Below are 18,273 nucleotides of genomic sequence, written 5' to 3'. Positions count from 1 at the left end.
CCTTTACCGGTCCTTGACCGTACGCCGTACAACCTTCCCTGACTTGGCCCGGCCCTCTGGCGCCGCCCCGACCTGCGGACTTTCAATGGTCGGCACCATGGCTCTGCTGCCCTCGTTCATCCGTCCCGCCCGGATGACCAAACGCCCCGCGCGCCCGGCCGGCCGGCCACCGGCCGGTGACGAGGCCGTGCTCGACGCGCCCGACGACCGTCTCTCGCCCGCGCTCGTCGCGGCCGGCCGGGGCGAGTACGCCGCCGCGGCCGGTCTGCTCGCCGCCACCCGCGCCGCCGCCGAGTGGGAGCCGCGCGACCGGTACGCGCGCCGCCTGGCCGGGTTCGCCCGCTCCCGCCCCGAGTGGTACGAGGAGTGGCGCGCCACCGCGCCCGACGACCCGGGGGCGCTGCTGGTCGCCGCCCAGCTGGCGGTGGACCGCGCCTGGCCCTCGCCCGCCCGCGCCGAGCTGCTGCGCGAGGTGAGCCCGCTGATCACCGCCGCCGCCCGCGCCGACGACCGCGACCCGGTGCCCTGGCGGATCGCGCTCGACCACGCGCGCGGCTCGCGGGCCGGACACCGCTACTTCGAGGAGCTGTGGGAGGCGGCCGTGCGGCGCGCCCCGCACCACTACGGCTGCCACGTGGCCGCCCTGCGCTACCTGGCCGCCTCCTGGCACGGCTCCCACCGGGAGTGCTTCGACTTCGCCGACCTGGCCGCACAGGACGCGCCGGACGACTCGCTGGTGCAGGCCCTGCCCGCCCGGGCGGCCTTCGGCTACCTCACCGACGGCTGCGGCCCCGCCGTGCCGCGCGCCCGCCTGGACGCGGCGGCCGACCGCGCGATCGCGCTGTCCGGGCGCCTTCCCGCGGCCGACCCGGGCCCCGCCGAGGTGCGCAACAAGCTGCTGTACGTGCTGCTGCGGCTGGACCGCCGGGAGGACGCCCGCGTCCAGCTCCGGCTGATCGGCCCGTACGCCACCTCGTTCCCCTGGGAGCGGTTCTCCGACGACCCCCTCGGCCACTTCCTGCGGCTGCGCGAGCACCTGGAGGCGGGTGCGGGAGCCGTTCCGGCCGGGCTGCTGCCGGTGCCGCCGGAACCCTGCGGCGGGCACGGCGGGCACGCACGCGCCGCCGACCACTAGGCTGGGGCGCCGTGACCACCGTCCGTCTCCCCCTCTTTCCGCTGAACTCGGTGTTGTTCCCGGGGCTCGTGCTGCCGCTGAACGTCTTCGAGGAGCGTTATCGCGCCATGATGCGCGACCTGTTGAAGACCCCCGAGGACGAGCCGCGCCGGTTCGTCGTCGTCGCCATCCGTGACGGCCACGAGGTCGCGCCGAGCGACCCGGGCATGCCGGACCCCACGGCACGGCCCGAGCGGGGCCCGGCCGCCGGCTTCGGCCCGGACCCGCTCAAGGCGCTGCACGGGGTGGGCTGTGTGGCGGACGCGGCGACGATCCGGGAGCGGTCCGACGGCACGTTCGAGGTGCTGGCGACCGGTACGACCCGGGTGCGGCTGCTGTCCGTGGACGCGTCGGGCCCGTTCCTCACCGCGGAGCTGGAGGAGCTGCCCGAGGAGCCCGGGGACGAGGCCGGCGCGCTGGCCGAGGGCGTCCTGCGCTCCTTCCGCCAGTACCAGAAGCGGCTGGCGGGCGCCCGGGAGCGCTCGCTGTCCGCCCCGGCCGAGCTGCCGGACGACCCGGGCGTGGTGTCGTACCTGGTGGCGGCCGCGATGGTGCACGACACCCCGACCAAGCAGCGGCTGCTCCAGGCGCCGGACACCGCGTCCCGGCTGCGGGACGAGCTGAAACTGCTGCGCGGGGAGACGGCCATCATCCGTAACCTGCCGTCGCTGCCCGCGTTCGAGCTGACGCGGGCGCCGACGAGCCTGAACTGAGGACGATCCGAGAGACCGGGGCCGACAGTCCGATGGCGAAGAAGCCGAAGAAGCAGCAGCAGTCCGGGGGCACGCCCGCCACGGTCGCCCTGGCGGCGGCGGGGGTGGAGTTCACCGTCCACTCCTACGACCACGACCCGTCCCACCCGTCCTACGGCGAGGAGGCGGCGGAGGCGATGGGCGTCTCCCCCGACCGCGTGTTCAAGACCCTGGTGGCCGACGTGGACGGCGCGCTGGTGGTGGGCGTGGTCCCGGTGGCCGGCTCGCTGGACCTGAAGGCCCTGGCGGCGGCGGTGGGCGGCAAGCGGGCGGCCATGGCCGACCCGGCCCTCGCCGAACGCACCACGGGCTACGTCCGCGGCGGCATCTCCCCGCTGGGCCAGCGCAAGCGGCTGCGCACGGTCCTCGACGACTCGGCGCGGGCCCACACGACGATCTGCGTGTCGGCGGGCCGCAGGGGCCTGGAGGTCGAACTCGCCCCCGCCGACCTGGCCGAGCTGACGGCCGCGACCCTGGCCCCGATCGGCCGCCCCTGACACCCGAGGACTCGACCGGGCCCTCGGCAGCACCCACCGGGCACGGGCGCGCCGGACGCCCATGGAATCGCCGGGCACGGGCGAACGGAAGCGCCTGACGGAACCAATCGGCACGGGCGAACGGGAGCACCCGACGGAACCGACCGGGCCAGGCGGGACGAGGCCGCCCACGCAACCGACGCCTGGCCGGGCAGTAACGATTCCCCTCGGCCGAGCGGGACAGCAGCACACCCGCGACCACGCGCGCGGCCGGGGCGGCAGCCCAGGACGCGCGGGACGGGGCGGGCAGGTGCCCGCAACCCCTCATCATCGGCCGGAGCAGCGGGACGGGGGTGTACGACCGCCACCGGCACCTGCGCCCGCGGCGACGCGGCACGGGCAGGTGTCCGTACCCCCTCGTCACCGGCCGGGGCAGCGGCACAGGCGCTGTACGACCGCCGTCGGCATCCACGCCCGCCACCACTCACGCCGGCCACCGGGGCGGCTCGGAGGCGCGGGAAAGCGGGGGCCGGGGTGCCGGGCTCGGCTACGGCTGCTGCGGCTCGGGGTCGCGCGGGCCGAACAACGCGGTCAGCCCCAGGTGCGCCAGCAGCCCCCCGAGCGGCCAGGCCAGCAGCGCGCCCTTCGCCGAGAGCTTCAGCGGCGCCGGGAACGCCACGCCCTTGCCCACGGCCCGCGCGTGCGCGAGCACGTCCGACCCGGGGCCCAGCCAGACCCCGAGCCGCCAGGCCAGCAGCGAGCCCAGCAGCCCGCCCACGCCCAGCCCCACGACCAGCGGAACACCGCCGCGCCGCCGCCACAGGAACACCGCGATCGCGTTGACCAGCCCGAAGGCGAGGCCCAGCAGGGCGAACGTACCGTCCACCCCGATCGCCTGCTCCCCCTCGGAGTCCTTCAGGTAGACGACCCAGGCCCGGTCGATCTGCTCGCCCACCAGCGGCACGTGCGGCGCCAGCCAGAACCACAGCAGCCCCAGCAGCGCTCCGCCGACCACCGAGACCGCCGTGACGACGGCGGCCTCCCTCACTTCCGTCCTCATACCGGGACCGTCCTGTGCGTAGCCGTCCCCGGCGAGTTCCCCGGCGGGCGGGGTCTGCCGCACCTGGCGCGCGGAGTCGTCGTGCGGCGGCGGAGGAGGAGTCAACGGTGCGCTCACCCCGCCATCGTGCCAGGTCGCGCCGTGCGCCGCGTCACCGGACGGCGGCCCTGCGGTAGGCCCGGGTCGCGACGGCCAGCGAGACCACGCCGACGCCCGCGCACACCCCCAGGTCAGCGAGGACGACGGCCCAGTCCGGGTGCGCGCCGAAGGTCCGCGCGTACGCCTCCACGCCGTAGGTGGAGGGCAGCAGGTCACGGGCCAGCCGGACGATCTGCGGCATCCGGTCGGCCGGCAGGACGCCCAGCAGCAGCGCCGCCGACATGCCGAGCTGCCCGAGCAGCGTGGCCAGCTCCGGCCGGGGCGCCAGCAGCCCGCAGGCGGCGCCGAGCCCCGCCAGCGCGGCCCCGGCGAGCGGGATGACGGCCACCAGGATCCACAGGTTGGTCAGCGGCAGCCCGAACAGCGCGCAGCCGAACGCGGCGGTCACCAGGGTCCCCGGCACGGTGAAGGAGGCGTACGCCGCCGCCGCGCCCAGCACCACGGCCGCCGGCGGCACCGGCAGCGTGGCGTAGTGGTCGAGCCCGCCGCTGGCCCGGAGCTGCCCGAAGTACTGCGAGAGCAGGTTCAGCGCCACGTAGGCGACGACGAGCACGGACGACCCGGCCACCACGGACTGCGCCTCGGGCCCGCTGTCGACGACCCCGCGCATCATCACGGTGATGCCGACGGACTGGAACGTCGCCACGAACAGCAGCGGGATCCGCGCCACCCGGGCCCGGGACAGCTGCGCCCGGTAGACGGCCGCCAGCGACGGCCACAGCCGCGCGGGCGGGCCCAGCTCGGCCGCGCGGGGCGCCGTCTCCGGCACGGCCGGGGCGCCCGGCGGCAGGACCCCGGCGGGTACGACACTCACGACGAGCTGCTCCTCTTCCCTGTGGCAGTCGCGGTCCCCGCGCGTTCCGCGGCCCGTCCGCTCACGTCCTCACCAGACCCTGCCGCGCTTCGCCGCCCAGCGCTAGGTAGACGTCCTCCAGGCTGGGCGTGGCGAGGGTGAAGTCGTCCAGGGCGGCGAAGGCGGCCCCGCCGGTCACGGTGGCCACGACGGCGCGCGCCTCCTCCGGCGCGAGCCGCAGCGTCCAGCGCCGGCCGGACTCCGCGGCGCGCTCGCGCAGGACCGCCACCTCGGGCACCTCGAGCGGCGCGCTCTCCCGCCACACCAGTTCCACCCGCACCTCGCCGGCGACCCGCGTCTTGAGCCCGGCGGGGGTGTCGCAGGCGATGACCCGGCCCTGGTCGAGCACGGCGACCCGGTCCAGGACCGTCTCGGCCTCGATGACGTTGTGGGTGACCAGCAGCACGGTCGTGCCGTGCTCGGCCCGCCGCCGGTCCACGGCCGCCCAGACCGCGCGCCGGGCCACCGGGTCCATGCCCGTGGTCGGCTCGTCCAGCACCAGCAGCGGCCGCGGTCCGACGAGGGCGGCGGCGAAGCAGGCGAGCCGCCGCTGCCCGCCGGAGAGTTTCCGCAGGGCGCGCCCGGCGATCGGGGCCAGCCCCAGTTCGTCCAGGACGGCGTCCCGCTCCGCCCGCGCCCGCCGGACGTCCAGGCCGCGCAGCCGTCCGGTGGTCTCGGCGGCCAGGGAGACGGTCAGCTCGTCCAGGGCCGTGGAGTCCTGGCCCAGGTAGGCGAGGATGCGGGCGGCCCGCTCGGGGTGCCGCACGATGTCGTGGCCGAGGATCTCGACGCTGCCCGTGTCCGGCCGCAGCAGCCCGGTGAGCTGCCGTACCAGGGTGGACTTGCCGGCGCCGTTCGGGCCGAGCAGCCCGAACACCTCGCCGCGCCGCACGTCCAGCTCCACCCGGTCGGTGGCCCGCACCTCGGGCGTGCCGGGCGCGCCGCGCCGGCTCCGCACGGCCGGATAGGTCTTGCCGAGGCCGCGCACGCGTACGACGACGTCGTACCGAAGTGCCTGTGCCGCGCGCGTCATCACAAAGGACGAGCCTACGGGGTCGGGGGCCTTCACTCGCCTTCGGGGGCGGCTACGGAGGATCAGTCCGCGGTGGGCGCGTGCGGTTCGGCGGCCGCCGGGACGTCGAACTCCCGCCAGAACCCCGCCCGAATGGCGTAGCGGTCGTGCTCGTCGATCTGGTCGTCCTTGTGCGCGAGCAGGCCGAACCGCGCCGCGTAGCGCAGCAGCTCCCCGTCGATCCGGTGCGGGACGCGCGGGTACATCTGCGACAGCCGCTGGAGGTGGCTCTGGTCGCCGAGCCGGGACATCCAGCGGCGGGCGAAGACCTGCCCCACCTCGTACGGGTCGCCGCCGACGGTGGTGATGTCCTCCTCCCGGTCGGCCCACCGCTGCTCGGCGGTGGTGAGCTGGGCCAGCGTCGGCATGGACGCCACCTCGGGGGGCTCGGGGGCGGTGCCCGGCCGGTCGACCCAGCCCTTGTCGGAGGACCAGCGCAGGGTCGCGGTCGGCGGGTGCTGCGCGGGAGGGGCGCCGGATGCGCGCAGCGCGGCCAGGTCCTTGGGGGTGGGGACGCCCTTGGGGGCGGGGACCCGCTCGGCGGCGCCGTTCTGCGCCGCCGGGGCGGCCGGGGGGTGCGGGGGCTGCTCGGCGGGACGCTCGCCCGACGCGGCGGGCGCGGACTCGGGCAGCGGCGCGGAGAGGATGGCGGCGATCTCGGGGCGCGGCGCGGGCGGCGGGGCGCAGACGCCGGTCAGCTCCTTGGCGCGGACGGCCTGGGTGATCCAGGCGCGGTCCAGCACGCGCCGCTCGTCGGCCTCGGCGACCAGGTCCTCGGACTGGTTGTAGTCGCCGTCGGCGGCCTGGACGGCCCACAGGTGGACGGCGACGCCGTGCTCCTTGGCGGCCATCATGCCGGGCAGCAGGTCGCCGTCGCCGGTGACGAGGACGATGTCGGAGCAGGCTCGGTTGCGGGCCAGCTCGGTCAGCTCGGCGTGCATGGCGGCGTCGACGCCCTTCTGGGCCCAGCGTCCGTCGCTGCGGGTCAGGGCGCCCAGGCGGACGGTGACCCGGGGCATCACGCGCAGCCTGCGGTGCTCCGGCTGGGGGACCCGGTCGGGGGCGCCGTCGAACCAGTAGATGCGCAGCAGCGGGCGTCCGGTGTCGGACTCCGCGCGCTCCCGCAGCGCCTGGACCAGCGCGGTGTGGTCGACGGTGATCCGGGACCGCGAGGGCTCGCCGGCGAGGAGGCTGGCGGCGGCGCCCAGCAGGTACCCGGCGTCCACCAGGACGATGCAGCGGTCCACGCGACTCACCCTCTTCCCCGGAGGTTCTGCTTCGGACTTCCTTCGAGTCTGCCCGACCGCGCAGGGGTTAACGGCCCGAACTCGATCATCGGCGTGGCGTTTCGGCATCCCGTCCGCCCACCCGCCCTGTTACACACGGTAATTATCCGACATGCGGCCGATGTCGGCATATGTGAATCTGAACGCGGCCCTGGCCCCTAGATCCCCCACAGGAGGCAGAACCATGGCCAAGAACAAGAACCGCAAGCAGGCCGGACCGCAGAACCGCGCGTCGCAGCCGGAGCACGCGCAGCGTCCCTCCGCGGAGGAGCACGAGTCGCAGGCGGCTCAGGTTCCGGGCAGCTCCACGGATGTTGCTCGTGGCAAGAAGCAGAAGAGCTTCGGCCACAACTAACGGGCAGTTGAAGCCCAGGCACACGGAAGGGGCGCACCCGTCTCGGGTGCGCCCCTTTCCGCCGCGGTGGGCTCAGCCGGCCAGGCAGGACGGGCCGAGCAGCACCTTCAGATCGCCGAACAGCGCGGGATCGGGCTTGACCCGGTGCCGGTCCAGGCGCAGCACGGTGGTCTTGCGCGGGCCCTGGAGCCTGATCCGGACCTCGCTGTCGCCCTTGTGGTGGCTGAGGATCTCACCGAGGCGGCTGACCATGGGCGGAGTGACCCTGGTGGCCGGGATGGTGAGGACCACGGGCGCGTTGGCGCCCGCGTTGGACAGGTCGGGCACCAGCAGTTCCATGGCGACGAGCCGGGGCACGTCTTCGCGCTTGTCGAGCCGGCCCTTGACGAACACCACGGCGTCCTCGACGAGTTGGGTCGACACCAACTGGTAGGTGGCCGGGAAGAACATGCACTCGATGGAGCCCGCCAGGTCCTCCACGGTGGCGATGGCCCAGGCGTTGCCCTGCTTGGTCATCTTGCGCTGGAGGCCGGAGATGATGCCGCCGATGGTGACCACCGCGCCGTCCGCGTGCTCGCCGCCGGTGAGCTGGGCGATGCCCGCGTCGGCCTTGTCGGACAGCACGTGCTCCAGGCCGAAGAGCGGGTGGTCGGAGACGTACAGACCGAGCATCTCGCGTTCCTGGGCGAGCAGGTAGGTCTTGTCCCACTCGTCGTCGGTGAACTGCACGTCGAGTCCGAAGCCGGGCTCGCTGCTGGTCTCCTCGCCCATGCCGCCGAAGAGGTCGAACTGTCCCTCGGCCTCCTTGCGCTTGACCGCGACCACGTTGTCGATCATCGGCTCGTACTGCGCCGTGAGCCCCTTGCGGGTGTGGCCCATCTCGTCGAAGGCGCCGGCCTTGATCAGCGATTCGGTGGTGCGCTTGTTGCAGACGACCGCGTCGACCTTGTCGAGGTAGTCCGGGAAGGAGCTGTACTTCCCCTTGGCCTTGCGGCACTTGATGATCGACTCGACGACGTTGGTGCCGACGTTGCGGACGGCGGAGAGGCCGAAGAGGATCACGTCGTCGCCCTGGGCGGCGAAGTTCGCCTCGGACTCGTTGACGTTCGGCGGCAGGACGCGGATGCCCATGCGGCGGCACTCGTTGAGGTAGACCGCCGACTTGTCCTTGTCGTCCTTGACGGAGGTCAGCAGGGCGGCCATGTACTCGGCGGGGTAGTTCGCCTTGAGGTACGCCGTCCAGTAGGAGACCAGGCCGTACGCGGCGGAGTGCGCCTTGTTGAACGCGTAGCCGGCGAACGGGACCAGGACGTCCCACAGGGCCTGGACGGCCTCGTCGCTGTAGCCGTTCTTGCGGGCGCCGGCCTGGAAGATGGTGAAGTTCTTCGCCAGCTCGTCGGGCTTCTTCTTGCCCATCACGCGGCGGAGGATGTCGGCCTCGCCGAGCGAGTACCCGGCGATGATCTGGGCGGCCTTCTGCACCTGCTCCTGGTAGACGATCAGGCCGTAGGTGACCGCGAGGACCTCTTCGAGGGGCTCCTCCAGCTCCTTGTGGATCGGCGTGATCTCCTGCTGCTTGTTCTTGCGCAGCGCGTAGTTCGTGTGGGAGTTCATGCCCATCGGGCCCGGCCGGTACAGGGCCGACACGGCGGAGATGTCCTCGAAGTTGTCGGGCTTCATCAGCCGCAGCAGGGACCGCATGGGGCCGCCGTCGAACTGGAAGACGCCGAGGGTGTCGCCGCGCTGGAGCAGGTCGAAGGTCGTGGGGTCGTCGAGCGGGAGGCTCAGGAGGTCGATGTCGACCCCCTTGTTGGCCTTCACCATCTTGACGGCGTCGTCCATGATCGTGAGGTTGCGCAGGCCCAGGAAGTCCATCTTCAGCAGGCCGAGCGACTCACAGCTCGGGTAGTCCCACTGCGTGATGGTCACGCCGTCGGAGTGCCGGACCCAGACCGGGACATGCTCGGTGATGGTCTCGCTGGACATGATCACGCCGGCGGCGTGCACGCCCATCTGCCGGACCAGGCCCTCCACCCCGCGCGCGGTGTCGATGACCTTCTTGACGTCCGGCTCGTTCTCGTACATCCCGCGGACCTCGCCGGCCTCGCTGTAGCGCGGGTGCTGCGGGTCGGTGATGCCGGACAGCGAGATGCCCTTGCCGAGGACGTCGGCGGGCATGGCCTTGGTGATCCGGTCGCCCATCGCGTACGGGTAGCCCAGCACGCGCGCCGAGTCCTTGATCGCGTTCTTGGCCTTGATGGTGCCGTACGTGCCGATCATGGCGACCTTGTCGGCGCCGTACTTCTCCGTCACGTACCGGATCACCTCGACGCGCCTGCGCTCGTCGAAGTCGATGTCGACGTCGGGCATCGAGATGCGCTCGGGGTTGAGGAAGCGCTCGAAGATCAGGCCGTGCGGGATCGGGTCGAGGTCGGTGATGCCCATGGCGTAGGCGACGATCGAGCCGGCCGCGGAGCCGCGGCCGGGGCCGACCGCGATGCCGTTGTTCTTGGCCCACATGATGAAGTCGGCGACGACGAGGAAGTAGCCGGGGAAGCCCATCGAGATGATGACGTCCATCTCGTAGTCGGCCTGCTTCTGGCGGTCCTCGGGGATGCCGCCGGGGAAGCGGCGCTCCATGCCCCGGCGGACCTCCTCCTTGAACCAGGTGACCTCGGTGTAGCCCTCGGGGATGTCGAACTTGGGCATGAGGTCGCGCTTCTCGAACATGCCGGTGGTGTCGACCATCTCGGCGACGAGGAGCGTGTTGGCGCAGCCCTCCTGCCAGGCGTCCGAGGAGTCGATGGCGTACATCTCGTCCGTGGACTTCAGGTAGTAGCCGGTGCCGTCGAACTTGAAGCGGTCCGGGTCGGAGAGGTTCTTGCCGGTCTGGATGCACAGCAGGGCGTCGTGGGCGCCCGCCTCGTGGGCGTACGTGTAGTGCGAGTCGTTGGTGACCAGCGGGGGGATGCCGAGCTTCTTGCCGATCTCCAGCAGGCCGTCGCGGACCCGGCGCTCGATCTCGATGCCGTGGTCCATCAGCTCCAGGAAGTACCGGTCCTTGCCGAAGATGTCCTGGTAGTCGGCGGCGGCCTTCAGCGCCTCGTCGAAGTGGCCGAGGCGCAGCCGGGTCTGCACCTCGCCGGAGGGGCAGCCGGTGGAGGCGACGATGCCCTCGGACCACCGGGCGATGGTCTCCTTGTCCATCCGGGGCCACTTCTGCAGCCAGCCCTCGGCGTAGGCGTCGGAGGAGAGCCGGAAGATGTTGTGCAGGCCGGTCCGGTTCACCGCCCACATCGTCTTGTGGGTGTAACCGCCGGAACCGGAGATGTCGTCCCGCTTCTGGTGCGGCTGGCCCCAGAGGATCTTGCGCTTGTTGCGCCGGGACTCGGGGGCGACATACGCCTCGATCCCGATGATCGGGGTGATCCCGGCCTTCTTCGCGGTGTGGAAGAAATCGTACGCCCCGTGCAGGTTGCCGTGGTCGGACATGGCGATGTGCGTCATGCCCATCTCGTTGCAGGCGTTGAACATGTCCTTGAGCCGCGCGGCACCGTCCAGCAGCGAGTACTGGGTGTGGACGTGCAGGTGCGTGAAGGGCGGCTTTGACACGGTTTCGGCCTCCGGGGCGAACAGGCGTCGACGATCTTCCGACCGGCTGCGGACAGTCTGGGGGACAGCGTCGAAGTCTATGCCCCGCCGCCGACACTCGCGGGGTCCGCCCGCGTACCTTCGTGCGGGAACCGGGCACTCCCGCGTGGCGTCGCCCGTTGAAGACGGCGGAAGCGCTGCCCCGCTCCCGCCCGCACCCGCACGCAGCACCCGTCCCGCTCCAGGAGGCACCCCGCGATGTCGGTCCCCCAGCTCAGCGACGAGCAGCGCGGCGAGGAGATCCTCGCCGTCTTCGACACCGCCTTCGGCCGGCTCCTGGCCGCCGACCCGGCCGCCTTCCGGGTGAAGTTCCGCAAGATGGCGGCCTCCGCGTTCGCGTTCTACCGGGGCACGGCGTGCCTCTTCTACCACGACCTCGACGCGGAGAAGCGCGGCGGCCCGTACCTGGACGACCGCACCTCGCGCGTGTGGATCCACGGCGACCTGCACGCGGAGAACTTCGGCACCTACATGGACTCCAACGGGTGCCTGGTCTTCAACGTCAACGACTTCGACGAGGCCTACGTCGGCCCGTTCACCTGGGACCTCAAGCGCTTCTCGGCCTCGATCGCGCTCATCGGGTACGCGAAGGCGCTCGCCGACGAGCAGATCACCGAACTGGTGACGATCTACGCCGCCGCCTACCGCGAGCGCGTCCACGCCCTGGCCACGGGGGCCAAGGACGACGAGGTGCCGCCCTTCACGCTGGACACCGCGCAGGGTCCCCTGCTGGACGCGCTGCGTGACGCCCGCTCCCTCACCCGTTTCGGGCTGCTCGACTCGATGACCGAGATCCGCGACTTCGAGCGCCGCTTCGCGCCGGGCGGCGGCTCCGTCGAGCTGGACGCGGCCACCCGCTACAAGATCCTCGCGGCCTTCGACGGCTACCTGGAGACGCTGCCGGACGCCTCCCTGGCCCGCCCGGACTCCTACCGCGTGAAGGACGTCGTCGGCCGCCGCGGCATCGGCATCGGTTCGGCGGGCCTGCCGTCGTACAACATCCTCCTGGAGGGCCACAGCGACGCCCTGGAGAACGACGTCGTCATCTACATCAAGCAGGCCCAGACCCCGGCGGTCTCGCGGCACCTCGCGGACCGGGCCGTCGCGGACTACTTCCTGCACGAGGGCCACCGCACGGTGATCTCCCAGCGCGCCCTCCAGGCGCACGCCGACCCGTGGCTCGGCTGGACCGAGCTGGACGGCGCGGGCCAGCTCGTCGCCGAGATCTCGCCGTACGCGGTCGACCTGGACTGGGGCGACATCGACGACCCCGAGGAGATCGCCGCCGTCGTCGCCGACCTGGGCCGGGCCACCGCCACCATGCACGCGGCGGCCGACGACACCTCGGGCGAGTCCCTGGTGCCGTTCTCCACCGAGCGGGCCATCGACGCGGCGCTCGCGGCCGACGAGGAGGGCCTCGCGCCGCTCCTGGTCGACTTCGCGCACGACTACGGGGCACGGGCGCGCGCCGACCACCAGATCTTCGTCGACCTGTTCCGCAACGGCCGGATCCCGGGGCTGTAGTCCCCGCGGGTTCACAGGCACCCTTTAAGGGTCCCTTAACCGCCTACGTGACAGACTCTCCTCTCGCTATGGACATATCCGGGACCCCGCTCAGAGCCGTGCGCGCGGCGCTGTTCACGGCTTTCGTCGTGACGCTCGGCACCGCGTCGCACGTGCTGCTGTCCCGTGCCCCGCTGCCGACCGCGACCGTGGGCGCGGTCGCCGCCGGGGTGTTCGCCGCCGCGTACGCGCTGGCGGGCCGCGAGCGGGGCTTCGGCCGGATCGCCGCCCTGCTGGTCCCGCTGGAGCTGGCCGCCGACACGGTGTTCACCACCGGCCAGCACGCCTGTTACGGCCGGGCGGGCGGCCCGATCGCCGGCCCGCTGCGCGCGGTCGGCCTGGACGTGCTGTGCGAGGGCCGGGTGGGCACCCCGCTGACGCGGGTCACCGGTGACCCGGGCGACACCGGGGCGCTCCTCGCCCACGCCAGCCCTGCGGCCGCCTGGCTGCTGCTGGCCGCGCACGTCGGGGTGGGCCTGGTCGCCGCCGCCTGGCTGCGCCGGGGCGAGCGGGCGCTGGCCCGCCTGCTCCGCGCGGTCGCGGCCGCCGGGTTCCGGCCGCTGCTGCTGGCGGTGGCCGCGACCACCGTGCGGCCCGTGCCGGCCCGCCGGCCGCCCCGCCCCGCCCCGCACCGCTCCGCCGCCCGCGACCGGCTCCTCGCGCACTCCCTGGGACGGCGTGGACCGCCGTGCTCCCCCGCCGCCGCCCCCGCCTGAGCGACGACCGCTCCCCCGGCGGCCGGCGGCAGCCGAGCACCAGCAGTCCCCCACAGGTATCCCGCGTACCACGTGTGCGCGTCCCACATGGAGATCACCACTATGAGCAAGCGGAACAGCCAGGCGGAGAAGACGGCGGCCCGGGAGCGGCTGCGCCAGGAGCGCGAGCGGCAGGCCAAGCGCGACAAGGCCAGGCGGCAGCTGATCGTCGCCGCCTCGGTCGTGGCCGTGCTGGCCGCGGCCGGCGGCATCGGCTACGCCGTCGTGCAGGCCAACAAGCCCGCCCACTGGGAGGCCGTGAAGGACGAGAAGCTCGTCAAGCCCGCCCACACCTCGGGCAAGGACGGCACGACGGTCGTCCTCGGCAAGAGCACCGCCGAGAAGACCCTGGTCATGTACGAGGACCCGCGCTGCCCGGTCTGCGCGACGTTCGAGCAGACGGTCGGCCCGACGGTGCAGAAGGACCTGGACGCCGGCAAGTTCAAGATCCAGTACGTCGGCGCCACCTTCCTCGACAACAGCCTGCCCGGCGAGGGCTCCAAGAACGCGCTCAGCGCCCTCGGAGCCGCGCTGAACGTGAGCCCCGAGGCGTTCCTCGAGTACAAGTCCGCGATGTACTCGGCGAAGTGGCACCCCGAGGAGACCGACGACAAGTTCAAGGACGACGCCTACCTGCTGAAGATCGCCGACACGGTCCCCGCCCTGAAGGGCAACGCGGCGTTCCGCAAGGCCGTGCAGGACGGCACCTACGACCGGTGGGCGGTGGAGGAGTCCAAGGTCTTCGACAAGGACGGCATCTCGGGCACGCCGACCCTGAAGATGGACGGCAAGAACCTGACCGGCGCAGACGGCAAGAACGCGCCGATGACCGTCCCGGAGTTCAACACCGCACTGGAGAAGGCCCTGAAGGGCTGAACCGACGACACGCCGAACGGCGGGCGAACTTTCGCGCGTTCGCCCGCCGCGGCGCATACCGATCAGTAACCTGATCGGTCGTGACCAGTCGAAACAGAACAGCCGAGGCCGCCCAGCGCCTCGAGACGCTCTCGCCCCGCCGCCGTACGGTCGTCAAGGCCGCGGCGGCGGCGGCCGTCCTGGCCGGCCCGCTGGCCGCCGCCCTGCCGGCCCGCGCCGCCACGGACGCCCCCGCCTTCCTGCACGGCGTCGCCTCCGGCGACCCGCTGCCCGACGGCGTGCTGCTGTGGACCCGGGTGACACCGACCCCGGAGGCGATACCCGGCTCCGGAATCGGGCCGGACACCGAGGTCGGCTGGGTCGTCGCCCGGGACAAGGCGTTCACCAGCGTCGTCGCCCGGGGCTCCACCACCGCGACGGCCGCCTCCGACCACACGGTGAAGGCCGACATCCGCGGCCTGGCACCGGCCACGGACTACTGGTTCCGGTTCTCGGCCGGCAGCACGGACTCCCCGGTGGCGCGCACCCGCACCGCCCCGGCGGCGGACGCCGCCGTCCCGGGCCTGCGCTTCGGCGTGGTCTCCTGCGCCAACTGGGAGGCCGGCTACTTCTCGGCCTACCGCCACCTCGCCGCCCGCAACGACCTCGACGCCTGGCTGCACCTCGGCGACTACATCTACGAGTACCGGTCCGGCGAGTACGGCACCCGCGGCACGGTCGTCCGCCCGCACGCGCCCGCCCACGAGATCCTCACCCTCGCCGACTACCGCACCCGGCACGCCCGGTACAAGACGGACCCCGACCTCCAGGCGCTGCACCTGAAGGCGCCGGTCGTCGCGATCTGGGACGACCACGAGTTCGCCGACAACGCCTGGTCGGGCGGCGCGGTCAACCACACCGAGGGCGCCGAGGGCACCTGGGCGGCCCGGCAGGCCGCCGCCAAGCAGGCCTACTTCGAGTGGATGCCGGTCCGCCCCGCGATCGCCGGCACCACCTATCGGCGGCTGCGCTTCGGCAAGCTCGCCGACCTGTCCCTGCTGGACCTGCGCTCCTTCCGCTCCCAGCAGGCCGCCACGGCGAGCGGCTCGGTGGACGACCCGGACCGCACGCTCACCGGACGCGCCCAGCTCGACTGGCTGAAGGCCGGTCTGCAGGCGTCGGACACCACCTGGCGGCTGGTCGGCAACTCCGTGATGATCTCGCCGTTCTCCTTCGGCTCCCTCTCCGCGGACCTGTTCAAGCCGCTCGCCAAGCTGCTCGGGCTGCCCCAGGAGGGCATCGCCGCCAACACCGACCAGTGGGACGGCTACACCGACGACCGCCGCGAACTCCTGGCCCACCTGCGCTCCCACGCCATCGGCAACACCGTGTTCCTGACCGGTGACATCCACATGGCGTGGGCCAACGACGTGCCGGTGGACGCGGGCACCTACCCGCTGTCGGCGTCGGCGGCCACCGAGTTCGTGGTGACCTCGGTGACCTCGGACAACCTCGACGACGTGGTGAAGGCGCCCGAGGGCACGGTCTCCGCGGCCGCCGCCCCGGTCATCAGGGCCGCCAACCGGCACGTCCACTGGGTGGACACCGACCGGCACGGCTACGGCGTGCTGGACATCACCGCCGAGCGCGCGCAGATGGACTACTACGTCGTCTCCGACCGCACGAAGCCGGACGCCGGCGCGAGCTGGGCGCGCTCCTACCGCACCCGCAGCGGCACGCAGAGGGCCGAGCGGACCTACGACCCGGTCTGAGGGGCTCGGCTACAGGCTGTCGAGGAAGCCGAGCGCCACCCGCCAGGTGGCCTCGGCGGCCTCCGCGTCGTAGTCCGGCAGCCCGGGGTCGGTGTAGAGGTGCCCGGCCCCGGGGTAGCGGTAGACCTCCACGTCGGCTCCCGCCCGGCCCATCTGGAGGTACCAGGCGCTCTGCCAGTCGTCCGTCTCGAACGGGTCCGGCTCGGCCACGTGCAACTGCACCGGCAGCTCGTCCACCTGCGCGCCGGGCGCGATGTCCGACGTGCCGTGCAGGAGCAGCAGCCCGCGCGCCCTGCCGTCGCCGAGGGCGAGGGTCTGGGCGACGGAGGCACCGAGCGAGAACCCGGCGTACACCAGGCCCCGGTCCGAGTACGGGGCCGCCGCCAGCACGGCCCGCTTCAGCAGCTCCTCCCTGCCGACGCCCTCCTTGAACTCCATGCCGTCCTCGACGGTGTCGAACGTGCGCCCCTCGAAGAGGTCCGGCGTCCACACCTCGTGGCCCGCCGCGCGCAGCCGGTCCGCGGCGTCGCGCACCGCGGGCCGGAGCCCGTAGGTCGAGTGGAAGAGCATGATGTTCATGAGGCCATGGTGCCAGCCGTGGCCCGGACCCCGTGGCGCGGCCCGTACCCAGGACCGGGCCGAACTCACATGTTCATGCCCGCCGGGCTCCGGTTAGGAGCGGAGGCATGGAGAACATACTCCGTCCCCTGCTCGTGATCGGCAGCTCGGTCCTGCTCACCCTGGCCATCGGATGGGCCACGGACCGGCTGCTGAGCAAGGCGGACGCCCGCGACCGAGACACCCCGCTGTGGGGGCTGCTGCGCCGCGCCCGCATCCCGTACCAGCTGGTCCTGTGCGCCGCCATGCTCAGAGGCTCCTACGACCAGGCGAAACTGCTGGAGCAGTACAGGGCCGGCATCGGCCGGACGCTGACCCTGGTCCTCATCGGGTCCGCCGCCTGGCTGGTGATCCGGATCGCGGCGGCGATCGTCGAGACCTCGTACAGCCGCTACGCCCGGGTTCACCGGGACGCGGCCCGGGTGCGCCGGGTGCGCACCCAGGTCGAGCTGATCATGCGGGTGGTCTCGGCGATCGTCATCGTCGTGGCCTCCGCCTCGATGCTGCTGACGTTCCCGGCGATGCGGGCGGCCGGTGCCTCGCTGCTGGCCTCCGCCGGCATCGTCGGCATCGTGGCCGGTGTCGCCGCCCAGTCGACCCTGTCCAACCTGTTCGCGGGGCTCCAGATCGCCTTCGGCGACATGGTGCGGATCGGCGACACGGTCGTCGTGGACGAGGAGTGGGGCACGGTCGAGGAGATCACGCTCACCTTCCTGACGGTCAGGACCTGGGACGAGCGGCGGATCACCATGCCGGTTTCGTACTTCACCTCCAAGCCGTTCGAGAACTGGTCGCGCGGGACTCCGCAGATGACCGGCACCGTCTACTGGCACCTGGACCACAGCGCGCCGATCGAGGCGATGCGCGAGAAGCTCCGCGACATCCTGCGCCAGTGCACGGCCTGGGACGGCCGCGCCTACAACCTGGTGGTGACCGACACCACGCCGAACACCGTCCAGGTGCGCGCGCTGGTGACCGCGAAGGACGCGGACGACATCTGGACGGTGCGGGTCGCGGTCCGCGAGCAGATGATCACCTGGCTGTCCGCGGAGCACCCCTACGCGCTGCCCCGGGTGAACACCTCGGACGCGGTCCTCGCCCCGAACCGCGTGCCGTCGCCCGACCGGGCGACGCTGCGCAAGGCCTACGAGTTCCCGCGCACGGGCCGGGGCTGACCTCGCCCTTACCGGGTCAGTGCCCGCGCTCGGCGCCGCCGTTGACCTGGACGACCTGCGAGGTGATGTGCCCGGCCCCCGGCGAGGCGAGCCAGCGCAGCGTCTCGGCGACGTCCCCCGGCCGGCCGGCCCGGCCCGTCGAGGTCTGCCCGACGAGGGCCGCCCGGCGGGCCTCGTCCATGGTGTCGCCGAAGAACTCGGTGTCCTCGACGTATCCGGGGGCGACCACGTTGACGGTGATGCCGCGCGGGCCCAGTTCCCGGGCCAGGTCGTGGGCGTACGGGTGCAGTCCGGCCTTGGCCGCCCCGTAGGCGCCGCTGCCCGAGCCCCGGTAGGCGGCGATGGAGCCGACGAGGAGGACCCGGCCGCCGGGCTCGGCGAGCCGGTCCTTCAGCGCCTCCGTGAGGAGCGCCGCGGTCAGGACGTTCTGCCGGAAGGCGACGGTCCACCGGTGGGCGACCTGGTCGAGCGGGTCGTCGCCGGTCGCCGGGGGCTCCAGGTTCCCGGAGCCGCCGGCGCCGTGCACGAGCACGTCCACGGTGCCCAGTTCCCGGGCGACGAACCGGGCCACGCCGCGGGCCGGGGCGGGGGGGGGCCCGGGCCCCGGGGGGGGGGGGGGCCCCGGGCCCCCCCCCCCCCCCCCCCCCCGGGGGGGCCCCCCCCCCCCCCCCCCCCCCGCGCCCCCCCCCCCCCCCCG

General features: G+C 73.1%; 15 protein-coding genes and 1 pseudogene. 9 read left to right on the top strand and 7 right to left on the bottom strand.

All coding sequences use genetic code 11. The features are described from left to right. Positions 1-85: 85 nt before the first annotated feature. From ACZ4K2_RS29045 to ybaK, 3 genes are read left to right on the top strand one after another with little or no spacing between them, the layout of a single operon-like run. Positions 86-1,135 (top strand): hypothetical protein, encoded by a 1,050-nt coding sequence (locus tag ACZ4K2_RS29045; RefSeq protein ID WP_467469477.1) that lies wholly within the window; start codon positions 86-88, stop codon positions 1,133-1,135. A gap of 11 nt (positions 1,136-1,146) precedes the next feature. After that, positions 1,147-1,887 carry an LON peptidase substrate-binding domain-containing protein gene (locus tag ACZ4K2_RS29040; protein ID WP_467469476.1) on the top strand — a complete coding sequence of 247 codons (741 nt, stop codon included), beginning with the start codon at positions 1,147-1,149 and terminating at the stop codon, positions 1,885-1,887. A gap of 32 nt (positions 1,888-1,919) precedes the next feature. Continuing rightward, positions 1,920-2,423, top strand: a complete 504-nt coding sequence (gene ybaK / locus ACZ4K2_RS29035; RefSeq protein ID WP_467469474.1) for a Cys-tRNA(Pro) deacylase — start codon at positions 1,920-1,922, stop codon at positions 2,421-2,423. Between the two features lie 526 nt (positions 2,424-2,949). On the opposite strand, the gene ACZ4K2_RS29030 is transcribed toward ybaK, so the two are convergent. The 4 genes from ACZ4K2_RS29030 to ACZ4K2_RS29015 form a co-directional block, all read right to left on the bottom strand. Beyond that, on the bottom strand, positions 2,950-3,579 hold the full coding sequence (locus ACZ4K2_RS29030; RefSeq protein ID WP_467469472.1) for an AAA family ATPase: 630 nt from the start codon (positions 3,577-3,579) through the stop codon (positions 2,950-2,952). Between the two features lie 34 nt (positions 3,580-3,613). After that, positions 3,614-4,435, bottom strand: a complete 822-nt coding sequence (locus ACZ4K2_RS29025) for an ABC transporter permease (RefSeq protein ID WP_467469470.1) — start codon at positions 4,433-4,435, stop codon at positions 3,614-3,616. 61 nt (positions 4,436-4,496) lie between these two features. Further along, positions 4,497-5,507 (bottom strand): ABC transporter ATP-binding protein, encoded by a 1,011-nt coding sequence (locus ACZ4K2_RS29020; protein ID WP_467469726.1) that lies wholly within the window; start codon positions 5,505-5,507, stop codon positions 4,497-4,499. Between the two features lie 62 nt (positions 5,508-5,569). Next, on the bottom strand, positions 5,570-6,793 hold the full coding sequence (locus ACZ4K2_RS29015; protein WP_467469468.1) for an NYN domain-containing protein: 1,224 nt from the start codon (positions 6,791-6,793) through the stop codon (positions 5,570-5,572). A 223-nt stretch (positions 6,794-7,016) separates the two neighbouring features. Here ACZ4K2_RS29015 and ACZ4K2_RS29010 point away from each other — a divergent pair, with 223 nt between their 5' ends. Beyond that, entirely contained in the window at positions 7,017-7,187 is a 171-nt protein-coding gene (locus ACZ4K2_RS29010) for a hypothetical protein (RefSeq protein ID WP_467469466.1), read from the top strand. 72 nt (positions 7,188-7,259) lie between these two features. On the opposite strand, the gene dnaE is transcribed toward ACZ4K2_RS29010, so the two are convergent. Beyond that, on the bottom strand, positions 7,260-10,799 hold the full coding sequence (gene dnaE / locus ACZ4K2_RS29005) for a DNA polymerase III subunit alpha (RefSeq protein WP_467469464.1): 3,540 nt from the start codon (positions 10,797-10,799) through the stop codon (positions 7,260-7,262). 237 nt (positions 10,800-11,036) lie between these two features. On the opposite strand from dnaE, the gene ACZ4K2_RS29000 reads away from it, so the two are divergent. The 4 genes from ACZ4K2_RS29000 to ACZ4K2_RS28985 all read left to right on the top strand — a co-directional run bounded on the left by ACZ4K2_RS29000 (position 11,037) and on the right by ACZ4K2_RS28985 (position 15,783). Then, on the top strand, positions 11,037-12,362 hold the full coding sequence (locus tag ACZ4K2_RS29000; RefSeq protein ID WP_467469462.1) for a DUF2252 domain-containing protein: 1,326 nt from the start codon (positions 11,037-11,039) through the stop codon (positions 12,360-12,362). Positions 12,363-12,430: 68 nt separating this feature from the next. Then, positions 12,431-13,117, top strand: coding sequence for a hypothetical protein (locus ACZ4K2_RS28995; protein ID WP_467469460.1), 687 nt, complete (start codon positions 12,431-12,433; stop codon positions 13,115-13,117). 102 nt (positions 13,118-13,219) lie between these two features. After that, positions 13,220-14,032, top strand: coding sequence for a thioredoxin domain-containing protein (locus ACZ4K2_RS28990; protein WP_467469458.1), 813 nt, complete (start codon positions 13,220-13,222; stop codon positions 14,030-14,032). 80 nt (positions 14,033-14,112) lie between these two features. Next, a complete protein-coding gene (locus ACZ4K2_RS28985) occupies positions 14,113-15,783 on the top strand; it encodes an alkaline phosphatase D family protein (protein WP_467469456.1) in 1,671 nt (556 codons plus the stop codon). A 9-nt stretch (positions 15,784-15,792) separates the two neighbouring features. On the opposite strand, the gene ACZ4K2_RS28980 is transcribed toward ACZ4K2_RS28985, so the two are convergent. Then, positions 15,793-16,362 carry a dienelactone hydrolase family protein gene (locus tag ACZ4K2_RS28980; protein WP_467469454.1) on the bottom strand — a complete coding sequence of 190 codons (570 nt, stop codon included), beginning with the start codon at positions 16,360-16,362 and terminating at the stop codon, positions 15,793-15,795. A 107-nt stretch (positions 16,363-16,469) separates the two neighbouring features. Between ACZ4K2_RS28980 and ACZ4K2_RS28975 the strand changes: the two genes are divergently transcribed. Further along, positions 16,470-17,576, top strand: coding sequence for a mechanosensitive ion channel family protein (locus ACZ4K2_RS28975; protein WP_467469452.1), 1,107 nt, complete (start codon positions 16,470-16,472; stop codon positions 17,574-17,576). 16 nt (positions 17,577-17,592) lie between these two features. Here ACZ4K2_RS28975 and ACZ4K2_RS28970 read toward each other — a convergent pair. After that, positions 17,593-18,165: pseudogene (locus ACZ4K2_RS28970) on the bottom strand (SDR family NAD(P)-dependent oxidoreductase); the annotation flags it as partial. Positions 18,166-18,273 lie beyond the last annotated feature (108 nt).

The organism is Streptomyces sp. NPDC025833 (assembly GCF_055558055.1).
Note: the sequence above shows the minus strand (reverse complement) of the source record. Positions and strands in the feature narration are given on the sequence as shown.